Genomic DNA, 15832 nt, shown 5'->3' on the forward strand with positions numbered 1-15832 from the left:
GCCGAACGGACGGCCAGAGAGCCCGTTCGTGTGCGCCAGGAGCCGCATGGATTCCATCCGTCTGGCGGTCGCAGTGTGCGCCGCGCTCGTCCTCGGCGCGTGCACGTGCACGAGCTCGCCGCTGCTCTCCGATCGTGACGCCGCCGTGCGGCCCGTCGACGCGCAGGTCGTGGCCGACGGCTTCGTGATCACCGACTTCGACGCCGGCCCGCCCGACGGCGGCCCGTCGTGCGCGACGCGCGATCCGATGGCGCCCCCGCGCGCGACCGAGGGCGAGTGGGTGCAGCGCTTCGCGAGCCCCGGCGTGGGCGGTGATCTCCCGAGCGTCGACGCGATCGCGATCGACGCGCGCGGCGTCGTGTACGTCGGCGGTACGTTCACGACCGCCGGATACGCGCCGGCGTCGAACGTCGCGGCGTGGGACGGCGCCACCGGCTGGCGCGCGCTGGGCGAAGGTGTCGCGGGACCGGTGAGCTCGCTCGTGCTCGGCCCCGACGGCAGCCTCTACGCGGCGTACGCGCTCGACGCGGAGTCGGAGCCCTCGCGCGTCGCGCGCTGGGACGGCACCGCGTGGACGCTGATCGGCGAGGCGGTCGGCGCGGTGGAGGAGCTCGCGTTCCTCGGCGCGACGCTCTTCGCGGTCGGCAGCTTCGACTCGATCGGCGGCGTCGACGTGCGCTCCATCGCGCGCTGGGATGGATCGCAGTGGAGCGGATACGCGGGCCTGCACGCGCGCATCGAGTGCGAGCTCTGCGGCGATCCCGCGCCGGGCACGATCCACGCGTTCCTCGCGCGCGGCGAGAGCGCATTCTGCGTCGCCGGCGCGTTCAGCACGCTCGGCGTGATCGAGGCGCACAGCGCCGCGTGCTTCGACGGGACGACCTGGACCGCGATCGGCATGCCGCTCGACGTGCAGGCGTACGGCGTGCTCGGCGTGGCGAGCATCTACGATCTCGCGATCGATCCGAGCGACTCGACGCTCGTCGCGAGCGGCGACTTCATGCTCGACGACACGAACGAGAACGGCGGCAGCATCGCGCGCTGGACCGGCGATCGCTGGGCGCTGATCGGGCGCGGCGTGATGCAGTCCGAGGGTCCGGGCACGACGCAGGCGGTGCGCTCCGTCGTGTTCGCGCCGAGCGGGATGTACGTCGCGGGCGCGATCGATCTCGTGAACGCCGACGCGCCGATCCCGGTGAGCGGCGTCGCGCGCTGGGACGGCACGCGTTATCACGACGTGGGCGGGCTCTTCCCCGAGATCGGGTTCGGAACCGGGCAGGACAACGTGCGCGTGGCCGCGGTCGCGCCCGACGGCAGCGTGTACTTCGGAGGCCTCTTCACGCGCGCGGGGAGCCAGCGCGTGGGCCACGTGGTGCGGTGGGACGGCACCTACTGGACCGGGCTCCGCACGCCGGGCGAGCCCTACGACAGCGTCTCGGGGCAGGTGCACGCGCTCGCGCGCCATCGCGCGTGCGAGATCTACGTCGGCGGTCTGTTCGAGTACGCGGGTCAGGTTCGCGTCGACAACGTCGCGCGGTATCGACCGGGTGTGGGCTTCGCCGCGATGGGGCGCGGCGTGCGCGGCGAGGTGAACGACATCGACGTGATGAGCGACGGGCGCGTGGTGATCGGCGGATCGTTCATCGATCCCGCCGAGGCGCCGCGCTTCCGCAACGTCGCGATGTGGAGCGACGGCGCGTGGGAGCCGCTCGGCGAGAGCCTCGACGGGCGCGTGTGGACGGTCGCGGTGCACGACCTGGAATCGCCCGACGAACCCGATCTCGTCTATGCGGGCGGCGCCTTCACGGGACAGCTCGCGATGTGGAACGGCGAGACCTGGCGCGCGATCGGTGGCGGCCTGCTCGGCTATCCGAACGACGGCGAGCCGGGCGAGCCCCTCGCGATCGCGCAGGATCTGCTGGTCGATCCCGAGAGCGGCGATCTGATCGTCGCCGGTCGTTTCCAGCGGGTCGGCGAGGACGAGCTCGTCGTGAACAACATCGCGCGATGGGACGGCGAGGCGTGGCACGCGTACGGGGAAGGCCTCGGCGGCCTCGGCGACGGAGCGCTCGCGCTCGCGTGGTGGAACGGTCGGCTCGTCGTCGCGGGATCGTTCTCGCGCAGCGGCGACACCGAGGTCGGTCAGGTCGCGATGTGGAACGGCACCGCGTGGGAGCCGGTCGGTGGCATCGTGGGGAACGCGGTCGAGGCGCTCCACGCGGTCGGCGACGTGCTCTTCGCAGGCGGTGTGTTCGACGTGCCCGGGGGCGAGTCGTCGTTCGTCGCGGCCTTCGACGGCACGTCGTGGATCGGGCTCGGGCGCGGCACGAGCGACGGCGTCGAGGCGATCGTGTCGCTCGACGACGGCGTGTACGTCGGCGGGAGCTTCGATCGCGCGGGCACGTCGGCGTCGATCGGGCTGGCGCAGTGGCGCTGGGAGTGATCACTCCGAGCGATCGAGCGGCAGCCCGCGCAGCAGCGCGACGAGCGCGACCTGGCGGTTCGTCTCCGTCTTCGAGAAGAGCTGCTTCAGGTGGGTGCGCGCGGTCTCCTGCGAGATCCCGAGATCCCGCGCGACGTCCTTGAGGCGCATCCCCGTCGCGAGCCGCCGCGCGACGCGCGCCTCCATGCGCGTGAGCCCCCACGCGCGCTGCAGCGTGAGCACGTCGGGGACCACGCCGATCGACGGTCGCGGCGGCTCGACGATCGCATCGAGGAGGTGCTCGACCAGCAGACTCAGCTCGCGTGCGTCGACCGCGCGTCGTGCGCGCGCGACGAGTGTGCCCGAGCTCGGCACGTGCACCCGGAACTGTCCGCCGCGCTCGCCGAGATCGTGCTCCACCTCGGCGTCGGGCAGCCCCATCGAGCGCGGCAGCGCGCGGAAGACGCCGACCGACGCGCGAAGCCAGATGGGGCACGGCAGGTACGGCGGAGGCACCTCGACGTCGAGCGTCACTTCGCGATCGCCGACCCACGCGTGCTCGAAGCGTGCGTGCGGCCACGTGACGTGGAGCGTGCCGAGCGTGACGCGGAAGAGGCGCTCGGGCGACATCGCGAGCTGCGCGAGAGCGCGGAATTCACTGACGAATTCGGTGTAGCGCTCGCCGAGCAGCTCCTGCTCGACGGGGCTCAGCCGCGCGCCGACGCGGTTCAGCATCGCCGCGTACTCGTCCCACGGCACGCGCTCGTGCTCGCCCCGCATCGCGCGCTCGATCGCTGGAAGCCCCGCGCGCGCGCCCGCCGCGTCGAGGTCGGCGTCCTCGATCACCGCGACGAAGGCACGCACGAGCGAGGGCAGGACTTCGGACATGCGGCCCTCGGGGCATCTAGAGGTGGGCTCCGCGACGAGCAATCACACGCAAGTGTGATGCTCGCATGTTCAGCCCCTCATTCGTAGCTGCGCGCGCGCACGTTCTTCGAGCGTCATCCGCGTCGGAAGAAGCGGAGCAGCGGAGTCACGCGCAGGTTGATCCCGCGTCCCAGCCAGTGCCACCACCACGTCACGAACCAGCCTGCGACCGCGGCCGTGAACGCGACGAAGAAGAGCGTGATCTTCGCGTAGTCGAAGAAGTGCTCGGCGCGGTCGGGCACCATGATCGCCGCGCAGATCGACATCGACGCGCTGAAGACCGCGACTGCCACTCTCGTCGCGCTGTCGTGCAGTCGATCGGGCAGCGCATCGAGCTTCGGCATGATGGGCCGCACCTGCACGTTGCCGGTCTCCATGTCGTGCAGGATCTGATCGACGTGCGTCGGCACGGTGCGCAGCAGCGACGCCATCCCGGTCGCGCCGCCGAGCGCTTGTTGCACGACTTTGTCGGGCGCCCAGCGCTCTCCGAAGATCTTCTCGACGTACGGACGGATGATCGGGATCACGTCGACGTCGGGATCGAGCCTCCGCACGAGCCCTTCGATCGTGCCCGCGCTCTTCGCGAGCACCGAGTACTCGGTCGCGAGCTTCACGCGGTACTTGCCCGCGGCGTTCGCGAACTCCTCGATGAAGCCGCGCGTGTCGAGGTCCTTCACCGAGCGGACCATCACGTACTGCGCGCGGACGCGCGTGATCTCGCTCTTGAGCTCGCCGATGTCGATGCGCTGGGTCGGCGTGCCGATCTTCAGGAGCACACGCGCGACGGTGCTCGCGTCGTCCATGATCGTCCCGAGCACGAGCGTGACGAGATCGTCGCGCTGCTCCGCGCTGAGCGTCCCGACGAGCCCGAGGTCGAGGAAGCAGAGCGTGCCCTCGTCGTTCACGAGGATGTTCCCGGCGTGCGGATCGCCGTGGAAGAAGCCGTCGACGAACACGCCCTTGCACATCGCGTGGAGGATCTGCTCGACCGCGTGCTTCGCCTCGGGGCTCTTCGGCGTCAGCGCGCGCACCGGGCGGCCCTCGAAGTACTCCATCGTCAGCACGGTGCGGCAGCTGAGCTCGGGCAGCGGCGCGGGCGCGATCACCGGGCGATCGGGATCGAGCAGCGCGCGCATGCGCACCAGGCTCGCGAGCTCCGCGCTGAAGTTGAGCTCGCGCAGGAGGCTCTTCTCGAACTCCGCGACGATCGCGCTCGGCGTGACGAGCCGCATCTCGTCGATGCTCGCCTCGAGCGCCTTCGCCGCGATGAACAGCAGATCGAGATCGCCGCGCATCGTCGAGCCGATCCCGGGGCGCTGCACCTTCACGACGACGCGCATGCCGTCGCGCGTGCGCGCGAGGTGCGCCTGACCGATCGACGCCGTCGCGATCGGCTCCTTCTCGATGTCCGCGAAGATCTCCTCGGCGGGCCGGCCGAGCCCCTCCGCGATCACCTGCTGCACCTCGGCGTAGGGGATCGGCGGCGCCTTGTCCTGCAGTCGGCTGAGCGCCTGGATGTACTCCGCGGGGAGCAGATCCGAGCGCATCGAGAGCACCTGACCGAGCTTGATGTACGTCGGGCCGAGCGCCGCGAGCAGGCGCGCGAAGCGCTCGGCCGGTGTGCCCTCGGCCTCCTTGCCACGCCGCGACGGAGTCGCGCCGAGCAGCTGCGCGGCGAAGGGGATGCGCGTGAGCACCTCGCCGAAGCCGTGCTGCGCGACGACCCCGACGACCTTGCGCAGGCGAGCGACGTCGCGGATCGCGACGCCGAGGAGAGATCCGTCGTGCGTCTGCTCGGCCATCTCGGACGAACGAACCCTACTCCACTCGTGTGTCGCCGGTCCGCTAATCGAAGCGGAAGAAGTCGCCGCCCTGCTGCGACTGCGCGGGCTGCTGCGACCCGCTCGGTCGCGCCGCGCCGCCTCGGCGAGCACCGCCGCGCGCACGCGCGCGATCGGGCTCGGCGCGCTGCAGCGTGAGCCTGACGCGCTGATCGACGTCGGGCACGATCGACTCGACCTGATCGCGATGCCCGTCGAGGTGGATCGCGATCTCGGTCGGCGCGTCGCTCCGCTCGAGCTCGATCGCGAGCGGCGTCGTGCCGCGCGGCTCTCCCGCGACGCTCACCGTCGCGCCGGGCGGCACCGTCTCGACCTGCACGCGCACGCTGCGCGGGACCTCGACGCTCGGCGTGGTGGTCACGCTCGGCGCGCTGGCGCCGATCTCGGCGGTCGGCGTCGCGGTGATCGGCGTGCTCGCGTGCTGCGTCGTCGCGGGCGGGTCGCGATCCCAGCCGAGCCCGAGCACGGCGCCGATCGCCACCGCGACGAGCAGCATCGACGCGAACGCGATGCTCCGCCACGAGGGCGCGCCGTGCCCGCGCGTGACGCCGGTCTCGACCGGCGCGTTCGCGCTCGGATCGGTGTCGATCGTCGGCAGGATCCTCGACGCGACCGCGCCCGGCGCGTTCACCTCGGCGTCGGTGTCGTCGACGTCGACGACCACGTCGATGTCGACCTCGGCGCTCGGCACGCTGGTGATCACGTCACCCGCGCGGACGCGCCGCAGCATCTCGTCCTTCTGGTGGATGCGGTCGGGGAACACGTCGCGCATCAGCGCGGCGAGCTGCTCCCGACCGCGCTGCTCGGGATCGATCGTGCGCGCGAACGCGAGCAGATCACGGCGCAGCGCCTCCGCGCTCGCGTAGCGCGCGCTCTTGTCGCGCGAGAGCGCCTTCGCGACGATGCGCTCGAGCGCGGGCGCGAGCGGCGGTGCCCCGAGCTCCTCGAGGCGCGCCGACGCGCTCGGCACCGCGTCCTCGACGATCGCCTTCCACACGAGCAGCTCGTTGGGCCGCTGGAACAGCCGCGATCCCGTGAGCAGCTCCCAGAGCAAGATGCCGAGCGAGAACACGTCGCTGCGCGCGTCGAGCTTCTCGGCGCAGCACTGCTCGGGAGACATGTACGCGAACTTCCCTTTGACCTGCCCGGTGTGCGTCTCGACCGAGCGGTCCATGAACTTCGCGATGCCGAAGTCGAGCACCTTCACCGCGCCGTCGTACGTGAGGAACACGTTCTGCGGCGAGACGTCGCGATGCACGACGCCGAGCGGCATGCCGTCCTCGGAGCGCAGCTCGTGCGCGGCGTGCAGGCCCGCCGCGGCCTCGGCGATCACGTACGCGGCGAGGGCGGGATCGAGCCGCGAGTCACGCCCCGCGACGCGACGCATGAGCCCGCCGACGCTCTCGCCCGCGAGGTACTCCATCACCATGAAGAGCTCGCGCCCTTCCTGGCCGAGCTCGCTCACGTCGACGACGTTCGGATGACGGATGCGCGCGACGATGCGCGCCTCGTCGAGGAACATGTCGCGGAACTCGCTCTGTCGCGCGAGGTGCGGAAGCACCCGCTTGACCACCACCGCGCGCTCGAACCCACCCGGCCCGATGAGCTTCGCCAGGAGGATCTCCGCCATTCCTCCGCTCGCGAGGAACCCGAGGATCCGGTAGCGTCCGATCCGTTCGGGAAGGCTCAACGAATGCGCTCCTCGAGAACTCCGCGTCCGGGCCGGGCAGTGGGTGAGAACGAGATCGACGGCGATGTGCCGTGCACGGGGGTCGCGGACCGAGGAGTCTCGCACATCGTGACCTGGGTCGCGACGATGGTGCTGGCGCTGATCATCACACTCTGTGCGCTTCCAGCGGGCGCACAGCAGGGCGATGCGGCGGCGCGGGCGCGCGCGCTCGAGCTCTTCCGCGAGAGCGCGGAGCTGTATCGACAGGGGCGCTTCGCGGACGCGGCGGCGCGCCTCCGCGAAGCGCGCGAGCTCCACTCCGAGCCGCTGCTCTCCTACAACCTGGCGCGCGCGCTCGAGGGCTCGGGCGATCTCGAGGGCGCGGTCGAGGCGTATCGCGACTACCTCGAGGAAGCGCCGAGCGCCGACGACGCGCCCGCGGTGCGCGCTCGGCTCGAGTCGCTCGAGCGGCACGTCGCGGAGGTGCGCGCGCTCGAAGAAGAGCGCGAGCGACTGCGCCGCGAGGGCCGCCAGACGCCCGATCCGACGCCGCCCGCGACGACGCGCGCGCGCGGGCCCGACGTCGTGCCGTGGGCGATCGCGGGCAGCGGCGGGGCGGTGCTGATCGCGGGCGCGGTCGTCGGCGGGCTCGCGCTCGCCCGCAACAACGACGCGATGCGCGCGCCCACGCACGCCGCCGCGGTCGAAGCGAGCGCGGACGCCGACTCGCTCGCGATCGCGGCGAACGTCCTGCTCATCACCGGCGGGCTGGCCGCGCTGGTCGGGACGGTCTGGGGCTCGATCGATCTCGTCTCGAACGCGGGCGACGAAGAAGAGCGCGCGACGGTGAGCCTGCGCGTCGGGCCGGGATCGTTGTCGATCGACGGCGTCTTCTGATCAGTCGCAGGGCACGCGCGTGCGCGAGAGCACGACCTCGTCGACGTACAGCGTCGCGGGTCCCTGCGTCGCGGGATCCGAGTACTCGATGCCCGCGGTGATCACCGCGAAGCCGCCGTTGGGCAGCGTGTCGAGCCCGGTGCGCGGACCGAGGCCGACGTCGTTGACGAAGAGCTCGACCGTGCCGCCGGTGTCGGCGACCGTCGCGTGGACCTGCAGGCACACCCAGCGGTCGCGCGGGATGTTGATCCCCGTCGCGTCGTAGTACTCGGCCGACCCGACCCACGTCGCCGCGCGCGCCGAGCCGGTCACGCCGTAGGTCTGGATCGCGAGGCCCGACGAGCCGTCGGCGGCGCCGATGTAGAGCAGGCTGATCGCGTCGACGGCGAGGGCGCTCGGCAGGTACACGAGCCCGCGCAGCCAGAGGTCGCCGCTGGTGATCGCGGCGAAGCTTCCGCCGATCCCGGCGCGCCCGCCGGTCATGGTCGTGGTCGCGCGCAGCGCGCGATCGCCGAAGAACGGCGCGGGCGACGTCACGGTCGTGACGTTGCCGTCCTGCAGGAGATCGAACGACCAGTGGACGCGCCCCGCGGGGTACGGCCACTCGAACCCGTCGCAGAAGATCGCGCCCGCGTGGACGTCGTCGCAACGCGTGAGGTCGCGACCGGCGTCGGGCGGGCCGGCGTCGGGCGGGCCGGCGTCGGGCGATCCGCCGTCCCGCGATCCCGCGTCGAGCTCGCCCGCATCGGGCCCTCCGTCGAGCGCCCCGGCGTCGGGCTCGAGACCGCCGTCGGCTCGCCCGGCGTCAGCGCTCGCTGCGTCCATCGCGGCATCGCGCAGCCCGCCCGCGTCACCCGGCGGCAGCTCGTCGCGCTGGCAGATGCCCGCGACGCACACCCAGCCATCGCCGCATGGACACGCACGACCTTCGAGGTCGACCGGCGCGAGCACGCAGCCCGCCATCGCCAGCGCCGTCCACGCGATCCACGTCATCGCCAGCGCGCGCACCGAGCACAGCATAGCCGATCGCCGCTTTCTTGGTGCCGCCGGCGCGCACCGATAGCGTCGGCGGGATGAAGCGCCTCGCCCTGCTGCTCCCGATCGCTGCGCTCTCGGGCTGCATGATGATCGACTCGATCTCACCCGAGGTGCGGCTGGGCGATCAGGTGCACGCGCTCAACGACGAGGTGCGCTGGGGGCGCGTCGATCTCGCGGCGCAGCGCGTCGCGCCGAGCCATCGCGCGGCGTTCGTCGCGAGCCATCGCGCGTGGGGATCCGAGGTGCACGTCGCGGACGCCGACGTGACGAACATGGACCTCGGGCTCGACGGCGGGCGCGCGGCTTCGTACGTGAATTACTCGTGGATCGACGAGCAAACGATGGAGCTGCGCGCGACCACGGTGCGCCAGATCTGGCGCGGCGAGAGCGAAGGCTTCGTGCTGGTCTCGGAGGAGATCGTGAGCGGCGACGAGGCGCTCCTGCCCGGCGTTCCGCGCGTCGACGCGGCCGAGGGCGCGGTCAGCGACGAGGGCGCGATCACGTCGGGCGACGAGGAAGAAGCGAGCGAGCCCGTCGCGCAGGCGTCGCCGACGCGTGCGGTCGACGCGCAGGGCATGCGCTGATCACGGCTCGGGCGGCGGCGGAGGGCCGTCGGGATCCTTCGGCTCCTTGGTGAGCTCGAGCAGCGCGATCTTCCCGACCGCGACGAGGCTCACCGCGACCGACGCGGCCCACACGAAGTCGCGCGACCCCGAGAACGTCGCGACTCCGAGCAGCAGCACGACCGCGGCCTCGATCGTCACGAAGGGCAGCGCGTCGAGCATCCCACCGCGTGTGCCCACGCCGAACACGGCGATGATGCACACGAACGGGATCGAGAGATCGGGATCCGCCCCCCAGCCCGTGGCGCTCGCGAGGCACACGAGCGCGATGACGGCCAACATCGCGACGCGGATGACGCGGTTCCAGGGGAGCGGGCGCGCCGACATTCGCGCGCCAGCCTATCACCACTCGCGCGGGATCACGCCGGACGATCGATGCCCACCGCGGCGCGCACGCGCGCGACGGTGCGACGCGCGATCGCGCGCGCGCGCTCCGCGCCTTCCTCGAGCGTGCGGTCGAGCGCGGCCTCGTCGGCGCGCAGCGCGTCGAAGCGCTCGCGGAAGGGCCCGAGCTCGCGCTCGAGCGCCTCGTAGAGATCCTGCTTCGCGTGGCCCCAGCCGTAGCCGCCCGCGCGCAGCTTCGACGCGAGCGTCTCGATCTCTTCGTTCGTCGCGACGAGCTTGTAGAGCTGGAACACGGTCGCGCCCTCGGGATCCTTCGGCTCCTCGAGCGACTCGCTGCCCGTGACGAACTTCATCACGCCCTTGCGCAGCTCCTTCGCCGGCGCGAACACCGTGATGCCGTTGCCGCGGCTCTTGCTCATCTTGTGGCCGTCGAAGCCGGGCACGAGCGGCGCCTCGGTGATCAGCGCCTCGGGCACCACGACCGTGCCCTCGCCGTAGTGGTGGTTGAGCCGCTGCGCCATGTCGCGAGCGAGCTCGAGGTGCTGCTTCTGGTCCTGTCCGATCGGGACGACCTGCGCGCCGTAGAGCAGGATGTCGGCGGCCATCAGCACCGGGTAATAGAAGACGCCGGCGTTGGGCACGTCGCCCTTCGCGACCGCGTCCTTGTAGGCGTGGCCGCGCTCGAGCTGGCCCGTCGCGACGACGCACGAGAGCACCCACGCGAGCTCGAACACCTCGGGCACCGACGACTGGCGGTAGACGATCGTGCTCTTCGGATCGAGCCCGCACGCGAGCCACGTCGCGGTGACGTCGTACACCGCCTGCTGCAGCGCCTTCGGATCACGCACCGTCGTGAGCGCGTGATAGTCGGCGATGAAGTACATGCCGTCGTACGACTCGGTCAGACGCAGCGCGGGGCGGATCGCGCCGAAGTAGTTGCCGATGTGCGGGACGTGCGTCGGCTTGATGCCGGTGAGCGAGATCTTGCGCTTCGAGTCCATCGCGATTGGCGCGCACGATGGCGCGCGAGTTGGAGCGCGGCAACAGCCCCGCGTATACCTTCGCGGCCATGACGACCGAGACGCGCCCCTTCCGCGTGCTGGGCATCCAACAGATCGCGATCGGCGGTCCCGACAAGGGCGCGCTGCGCTCGCTCTGGGTCGACCTGCTCGGGCTCACCCCGGTGAAGACGTTCACCAGCGAGCGCGAGAACGTCGACGAGGACGTGTGCATGGCGGGCACCGGGCTCTTCGCGGTCGAGGTCGACCTGATGCAGCCGCTCGACATCGAGAAGAAGCCGAAGGTGCACGAGCCGCCGCTCAACCACGTCGGGCTCTGGGTGGACGATCTGCGCGCGGCGGTGACGTGGCTCGAGGGGCAGGGGCTGCGCTTCGCGCCCGGCGGGATCCGCAAGGGCGCGTCGGGCCACGACGTGTGCTTCGTGCATCCGCGCGGCGATGCGGCGCATCCGCGCTCGGGTGAGGGCGTGCTGATCGAGCTGGTGCAGGCGCCGCCCGAGGTGGTTCGCGCGTTCGACGCGATGGCGGCGGCGCGCTAGTTGCGTCCGCGGTCGGGCTCCATCGAGATCGCTTCCAGAACCGGAGAGAGCGTGAAACCAGGTTCTCGCCTCGCGTCCCTCGCGCTGTTCACGGTGACGCTCCTCGCGTGGTCGTCCGTCGCGCGCGCCGATCGCGTCGTGCTCTATCCAGTCGGGGGTCGCGCCGACGAGGATCGCCTCGAGGAGATCGAGGACCGGATGGGCGACGTGATCCGCGCCCTCGGTCACGAGGTGATCACACCGCCCGGTGGGCTGCGCGACGGAACGCGCCCCTCGACCGCGGCGGAGCTCGGTGGGATCGCGACGGCGTCGGGCGCCACCTACGTGCTGGTCGCCGAGGTCGAGCCCCTGCGGGGACAGTACCGGCTGCATCTCGTCGTCGGGTACCAGCCCACGCAGCGCGTCGAAGAGCTCGTCGTGACCGTGCTCGCGAGCGAAGAAGAGGCGCGGCTGCGCGACGTGCTCGGCGCGATGCTGCGGCCCGAAGGGCTCGGCGAGGACGCGGTGCGCCTGACCGGCGGCATCGTGGACCCCGAGGCGGAAGCCGCGGAGCGACGTCGTCGCGAAGAAGAGGCGCGCGCCGCCGCGGAGGCCGAGGACGCCGAGCGACGCGCGCGCGAGGAAGAAGAAGCGCGGCGCGCCGAGGAGGAGCGGCAGCGCGCGGCGGACGAAGCGGCGCGCGCGGAAGAAGAGCGCGCAGCGCGCGAGCGCGAGGCGTGGGACGCGCGGCTCTACTACGGGCGCGACGGCGAGTGGCTCGTGATGGTCGGCGGTGGCGGCGGGTACCTCGCGGCGTTCGGCGGTGAGCGCGGCGGCGGCGGGGTCGGGACCATCCAGGCGCGACTCGGGCGCTTCTTCGCGGGCACCGACGGGCTCGAGCTGCGCGGCGGGCTCGACGCGGTGCTCGGCTCGGTCGGCGCGCTGAACATCGTGCTCGGCGCGAGCTGGCAATTCTCGCCGTTCGTCGAGCCGATCCGCATCGGTCCGCTGCTCGAGATCGGCGCGAGCTTCACGTTCACGGGCGCGCAGGACGCGGGCTTCCTCGCGCGCGTGGGCGCGGTCGCGAGCTGGGCTCCGATGCGTCAGCTGCAGATCGAGGTGACGCTCCCCGAGCTGGGCGTGATCACGAACGGCCCGGGCGCGTTCGTGGTGGGCGCGTCGCTGCGCGTCGGGTACCGGTTCGACTGACGCTCACAGCGAGCGCACGAACGCGATCAGCTCCGCGCGCGCGGGTTTGACATCCGCGCGCCGGCCGAGTCGACTGCCGGCGATGACGTCGCGCACGCGCTGGCAGGCGATCCGGCGGAGAACGATCGCGATCGCGGTGGTGACCGGCTTCGTGCTCTGCGTCGGGACGTGCCTCGATGCGCTCGAGTCGACGCCGGTCTCGGTGACGAACGCGGGCGCGGGTCCGCTCTGCGACGTCCGCCTGAGCATCCATGGCGGCGGGCTCGGAGCGTTCGAGCGCATCGCGCCCGGCGAGCGAGTCGAGGTCGACCTCACGACGAACGCCGGTGAGGGCGGCGTCGTCGAGGTCCACGCGCGCGACGGCGCGCAGCCGATCCCGAGCGTGCGCGCGTGTGTCGGCGTCTACTGGACCGACGAGCCGTCGGTCGATCTCGAGATCTCGGGCGAGCGCGTGGTGCAGCGCAGCCGCTTCGGTGACGTCGAGCTCCGACCGTGCGCGCCGGGCCAGTGAGCTAGCCCTTCTTCGCCGTCTTCTTCTTCGTCTTCGCGCGCACCGGCGCGGCCGCCGTCTTCGTGCCCGGCTTCTCGATGCGGTGCGCGCGCGTCGCGCCCTCGTGCAGCGTCGCGATCGCCGACTCGTCCTTCTTCTTCGTCTTCGTCGCGCGCAGCTTCGCGGGCGCGCGCTCGCCCATCGACGGCACCTCGTCGTCCGCGTGCAGCCGCAGCACCTGCTCGTAGGCGCGGCGCACCCACGGGCGCAGCTTCGTCATGTCGTCGTGCCACGCCTCGGGCACCAGCACCCAGCCGCGCATCGGGCTCTTGTGCGGCGCCCACGGCGCCGCCCCTTCGGTGCCCATCAGCGACGCGAACGACACCTCGTCGGGCAGCTTCACGCCGATGCGCAGCTCGCGCTTCCACGCGAGCGCGAAGATCGAGTCGCCCACGAAGAGCCCGAACGACCCGAACGCCTTGCGCACCGACACGTCCGCGAGCTCGCGCGTCGCATCCTCGAGCGTTGCCTTGAGATCCTCGAGCGTCGCTGCCATGCGAGCGAGCCTATCGAGGCCACGCGCTGCATGCGAGTTACCGGGCGCGGCTCTCGCCCTCCATCGCGCGCTCGCTCGTCCCGAGGCTCGCGAGGAGCTCCTGCGCCATCGCGTACTCGAAGTAGCCGACCATCCCGGTCTCCATCGCCGCCCGGAACTGCTCGCGCGCCCCCGCGGTGTCGCCCTGCGCGAGCTTGCGCGTGCCCGCGTAGAAGTGCGCCTCGCAGCGCTGCCCGGGGTTCTGCGCCGCCTGCAGCAGCTGGTCGTACTCGATCGTGCCCGCCGCGAACGCCGCGAGCCGACCGTGCCACCCCGGCTCCTCCGACTCGCCGCTCAGCGTGCGCACCACGTCGTCCGAGAGCGGCTGCGACGCGCGCCCCGCGACCGCCTGCACCCAGAGCGCGTAGTACACGCGCCACTCGTGCTCGAGCGCGAGCCCAGTCGTCGCGCGACGGAAGACTTCCTCCGCGAGCTCCGGCGCCGGCTCGGTCACGACGAGGTGCGCGAGGATCTCGGTGTACGGCTCGCGCCAGCTCGGCGCCGTCTCGAGCGCCGCGCGGAACTCGTCGCTCGCGCGCTCGCCCTGCCCCACGCGCCGCTGCAGCACGCCGAGCCGCACGCGCGTGAGCGCCTGACGCTCCTCGTCGCCCTGCCCCGCGAGCGGCGTCATCAGCTCGAGCGCCTGCGCGTACGCGCGCTGCGCCTCGTCCGCGCGCCCGCTCGCGCGCAGCGCGTCGCCGAGGTGCTCGAGCAACATCGCGCGCTGCAGCATCGCCTCCGGGCCCTGCTGCGCGAGACGATCGAGCGCTTCCTGATAGAGCGCCACCGCGCCCGCGGGATCGCCGGTGCGCGCGCGCAGCGTCGCGAGCTCGAGCAGCGCCTCGCGCGTGCGCTGCGCCTCGAGGCTCCGCTCGAAGTGCCGCGCCGCCTCGTTCACCTGACCGGCCTGCAGCTCCGCGCGACCGAGGTGGTAGTGCAGCGCCGCGCGCGACACCGTCGCCTCCTCGGTCGGCCACCGCGTCTCGCGCTGCGCGAGGATCTCCTCGGCGTGCCGCCCGATCGCGCGGATGCGGCCGATGTCGCTCTCGTCCGCCGAGAAGAGCCCGCCCTCGATCATCTGCGCGAGACGGCCGAGCGCCTCGTCGTAGACCTCGCGCTCCGTCGGCGCGAGACGGATCGCGTCCGCGTACCACGCCGTCGCGTCCGAGGGCTGACCGAGCTCCACGTGCAGCCGCGCGAGGCAGAGCGGGAACCGCGCGTCCTGCGGGTGCAGTCGATGCCCCACGCGGCACAGCGCCAGCGACACGTCCGGCCGCGCGCGCTCGAACCCGCCCGCGAGCTCGCCGAGCGCCTCCGCTCCGTCCTCGTTCGCCTGGCCCGCCTCTTCGATCAGCCGCCGCAGCCGCCACTCGATCCCGCCGCGATCACCGAGCTCACCGACGCGGCGCGCCGCGCCCTCGAGATCGCCGACGCGCAGGTACACCGCCGCGACGTCGAGCGGGATCCGCTCCGCGAGCATCTGCGCCATGCGCAGCTCGGGCATCGTGATGCGCTCGCCCGGCTCGAAGCCCTCCTGCAGCGACTGACCGAGCACCACGTCGCGCATCTGCACGTAGAGATCGGCGAGCCGCGCGAGCACGTCGGGCGAAGGCGAGAGGCGCGCGTGCTCCTCCCACACCGCGATGAGCTCGGGCGCGAGATCGAAGAAGTCCGGGCTCGGACGCGGCTCGCGCCCCCAGCGCGCCTCGCGCCCCCACTCCGCCACGCGCGCGTACTCCTGCGCGTGCGACGCGTCCGCGGGCTCGATGCGCGCGAGGATCAGCAGCGCCGCGAGCACGCGCGGCTCGTCACCGCGACGCGATCCGTGCTCCACGATCCAGCGCGCGACCGGCGCGATCAGCTCCGAGACCCGCTGGCCCTCCGCGAGATCGCGCGGCGCGAGCAGCGACGTCATCTCCGCGAAGTGCGAGACCATCGGGTCGTACTCGCCCTCGGTCACCAGCCCGTCGGTGCGCGTCGCGAGGTACTCGAGCAGCCGGAGCCGCGTCTCCTCGCGCCGCTCGTCGTCGTCCGCGAGCACGAGATAGAGCCGACGCGCGTCCGCGTAGGTCTCGTCATCCACGCGTACGTCGAGCGCGGTCCGCGAGCCGGGCCCCGAGGGGCCACCACACGCGTGGAGGAGCGCGGTCACCGCGAGCGCGCATGCGATCGTGACTGTCTGCTTCATGCGGATCGCGGGCAGTCTATCCCGCGCGTCCGAGCAGGGCACTTCGATGCG

General features: G+C 72.2%; 14 protein-coding genes. 6 read left to right on the forward strand and 8 right to left on the reverse strand.

Going from position 1 to position 15832, the window contains the following annotated elements; translation table 11 throughout:
- Positions 1-46: 46 nt before the first annotated feature.
- On the forward strand, positions 47-2443 hold the full coding sequence (locus tag DB32_RS33850; RefSeq protein WP_053236794.1) for a hypothetical protein: 2397 nt from the start codon (positions 47-49) through the stop codon (positions 2441-2443).
- Here DB32_RS33850 and DB32_RS33855 read toward each other — a convergent pair whose 3' ends face one another.
- From DB32_RS33855 to DB32_RS33865, 3 genes are all read right to left on the reverse strand, one after another.
- Positions 2444-3310, reverse strand: a complete 867-nt coding sequence (locus DB32_RS33855) for a helix-turn-helix transcriptional regulator (RefSeq protein ID WP_053236795.1) — start codon at positions 3308-3310, stop codon at positions 2444-2446. It lies immediately after the preceding gene.
- Positions 3311-3423: 113 nt separating this feature from the next.
- Positions 3424-5151, reverse strand: coding sequence for an ABC1 kinase family protein (locus DB32_RS33860; RefSeq protein WP_053236796.1), 1728 nt, complete (start codon positions 5149-5151; stop codon positions 3424-3426).
- A 43-nt stretch (positions 5152-5194) separates the two neighbouring features.
- A complete protein-coding gene (locus tag DB32_RS33865; protein WP_157069710.1) occupies positions 5195-6880 on the reverse strand; it encodes a serine/threonine protein kinase in 1686 nt (561 codons plus the stop codon).
- A 108-nt stretch (positions 6881-6988) separates the two neighbouring features.
- Between DB32_RS33865 and DB32_RS33870 the strand changes: the two genes are divergently transcribed.
- Entirely contained in the window at positions 6989-7756 is a 768-nt protein-coding gene (locus tag DB32_RS33870) for a tetratricopeptide repeat protein (protein WP_157069711.1), read from the forward strand.
- Here DB32_RS33870 and DB32_RS33875 read toward each other — a convergent pair whose 3' ends face one another.
- The gene (locus tag DB32_RS33875) at positions 7757-8764 is read right to left on the reverse strand and encodes a hypothetical protein (RefSeq protein WP_157069712.1); all 1008 of its coding nucleotides are present in this window, start codon (positions 8762-8764) and stop codon (positions 7757-7759) included.
- 65 nt (positions 8765-8829) lie between these two features.
- Between DB32_RS33875 and DB32_RS33880 the strand changes: the two genes are divergently transcribed.
- The gene (locus DB32_RS33880) at positions 8830-9378 is read left to right on the forward strand and encodes a hypothetical protein (RefSeq protein WP_053236800.1); all 549 of its coding nucleotides are present in this window, start codon (positions 8830-8832) and stop codon (positions 9376-9378) included.
- Here the strand turns inward: DB32_RS33880 and DB32_RS33885 are convergent, their stop codons facing one another.
- Both DB32_RS33885 and trpS read right to left on the reverse strand, forming a co-directional pair.
- Positions 9379-9744 (reverse strand): hypothetical protein, encoded by a 366-nt coding sequence (locus DB32_RS33885; protein ID WP_053236801.1) that lies wholly within the window; start codon positions 9742-9744, stop codon positions 9379-9381.
- A 32-nt stretch (positions 9745-9776) separates the two neighbouring features.
- On the reverse strand, positions 9777-10763 hold the full coding sequence (gene trpS, locus DB32_RS33890) for a tryptophan--tRNA ligase (protein ID WP_053236802.1): 987 nt from the start codon (positions 10761-10763) through the stop codon (positions 9777-9779).
- A gap of 68 nt (positions 10764-10831) precedes the next feature.
- Between trpS and DB32_RS33895 the strand changes: the two genes are divergently transcribed.
- From DB32_RS33895 to DB32_RS33905, 3 genes are all read left to right on the forward strand, one after another.
- Positions 10832-11320, forward strand: a complete 489-nt coding sequence (locus DB32_RS33895; RefSeq protein WP_083458597.1) for a VOC family protein — start codon at positions 10832-10834, stop codon at positions 11318-11320.
- A 51-nt stretch (positions 11321-11371) separates the two neighbouring features.
- Complete coding sequence (locus tag DB32_RS33900) at positions 11372-12508, forward strand: hypothetical protein (RefSeq protein ID WP_157069713.1); 1137 nt, start codon at positions 11372-11374, stop codon at positions 12506-12508.
- A gap of 82 nt (positions 12509-12590) precedes the next feature.
- On the forward strand, positions 12591-13019 hold the full coding sequence (locus DB32_RS33905) for a hypothetical protein (RefSeq protein WP_053236804.1): 429 nt from the start codon (positions 12591-12593) through the stop codon (positions 13017-13019).
- A 1-nt stretch (position 13020) separates the two neighbouring features.
- Here DB32_RS33905 and DB32_RS33910 read toward each other — a convergent pair whose 3' ends face one another.
- Together DB32_RS33910 and DB32_RS33915 are read right to left on the reverse strand one after the other, a co-directional pair.
- The gene (locus DB32_RS33910; RefSeq protein ID WP_053236805.1) at positions 13021-13554 is read right to left on the reverse strand and encodes a TfoX/Sxy family protein; all 534 of its coding nucleotides are present in this window, start codon (positions 13552-13554) and stop codon (positions 13021-13023) included.
- 37 nt (positions 13555-13591) lie between these two features.
- Complete coding sequence (locus DB32_RS33915; protein WP_053236806.1) at positions 13592-15781, reverse strand: tetratricopeptide repeat protein; 2190 nt, start codon at positions 15779-15781, stop codon at positions 13592-13594.
- Positions 15782-15832: the final 51 nt, after the last annotated feature.

Source organism: Sandaracinus amylolyticus (assembly GCF_000737325.1).
GTDB lineage: Bacteria > Myxococcota_A > Polyangia > Polyangiales > Sandaracinaceae > Sandaracinus > Sandaracinus amylolyticus.

Coding starts and splice junctions, on each gene's coding strand:
- DB32_RS33850 (WP_053236794.1), top strand. CDS start 47: ATGGATTCCATCCGTCTGGCGGTCGCAGTGTGCGCCGCGCTCGTCCTC.
- DB32_RS33855 (WP_053236795.1), bottom strand. CDS start 3,310: ATGTCCGAAGTCCTGCCCTCGCTCGTGCGTGCCTTCGTCGCGGTGATC.
- DB32_RS33860 (WP_053236796.1), bottom strand. CDS start 5,151: ATGGCCGAGCAGACGCACGACGGATCTCTCCTCGGCGTCGCGATCCGC.
- DB32_RS33880 (WP_053236800.1), top strand. CDS start 8,830: ATGAAGCGCCTCGCCCTGCTGCTCCCGATCGCTGCGCTCTCGGGCTGC.
- DB32_RS33885 (WP_053236801.1), bottom strand. CDS start 9,744: ATGTCGGCGCGCCCGCTCCCCTGGAACCGCGTCATCCGCGTCGCGATG.
- trpS (WP_053236802.1), bottom strand. CDS start 10,763: ATGGACTCGAAGCGCAAGATCTCGCTCACCGGCATCAAGCCGACGCAC.
- DB32_RS33895 (WP_083458597.1), top strand. CDS start 10,832: ATGACGACCGAGACGCGCCCCTTCCGCGTGCTGGGCATCCAACAGATC.
- DB32_RS33905 (WP_053236804.1), top strand. CDS start 12,591: ATGACGTCGCGCACGCGCTGGCAGGCGATCCGGCGGAGAACGATCGCG.
- DB32_RS33910 (WP_053236805.1), bottom strand. CDS start 13,554: ATGGCAGCGACGCTCGAGGATCTCAAGGCAACGCTCGAGGATGCGACG.
- DB32_RS33915 (WP_053236806.1), bottom strand. CDS start 15,781: ATGAAGCAGACAGTCACGATCGCATGCGCGCTCGCGGTGACCGCGCTC.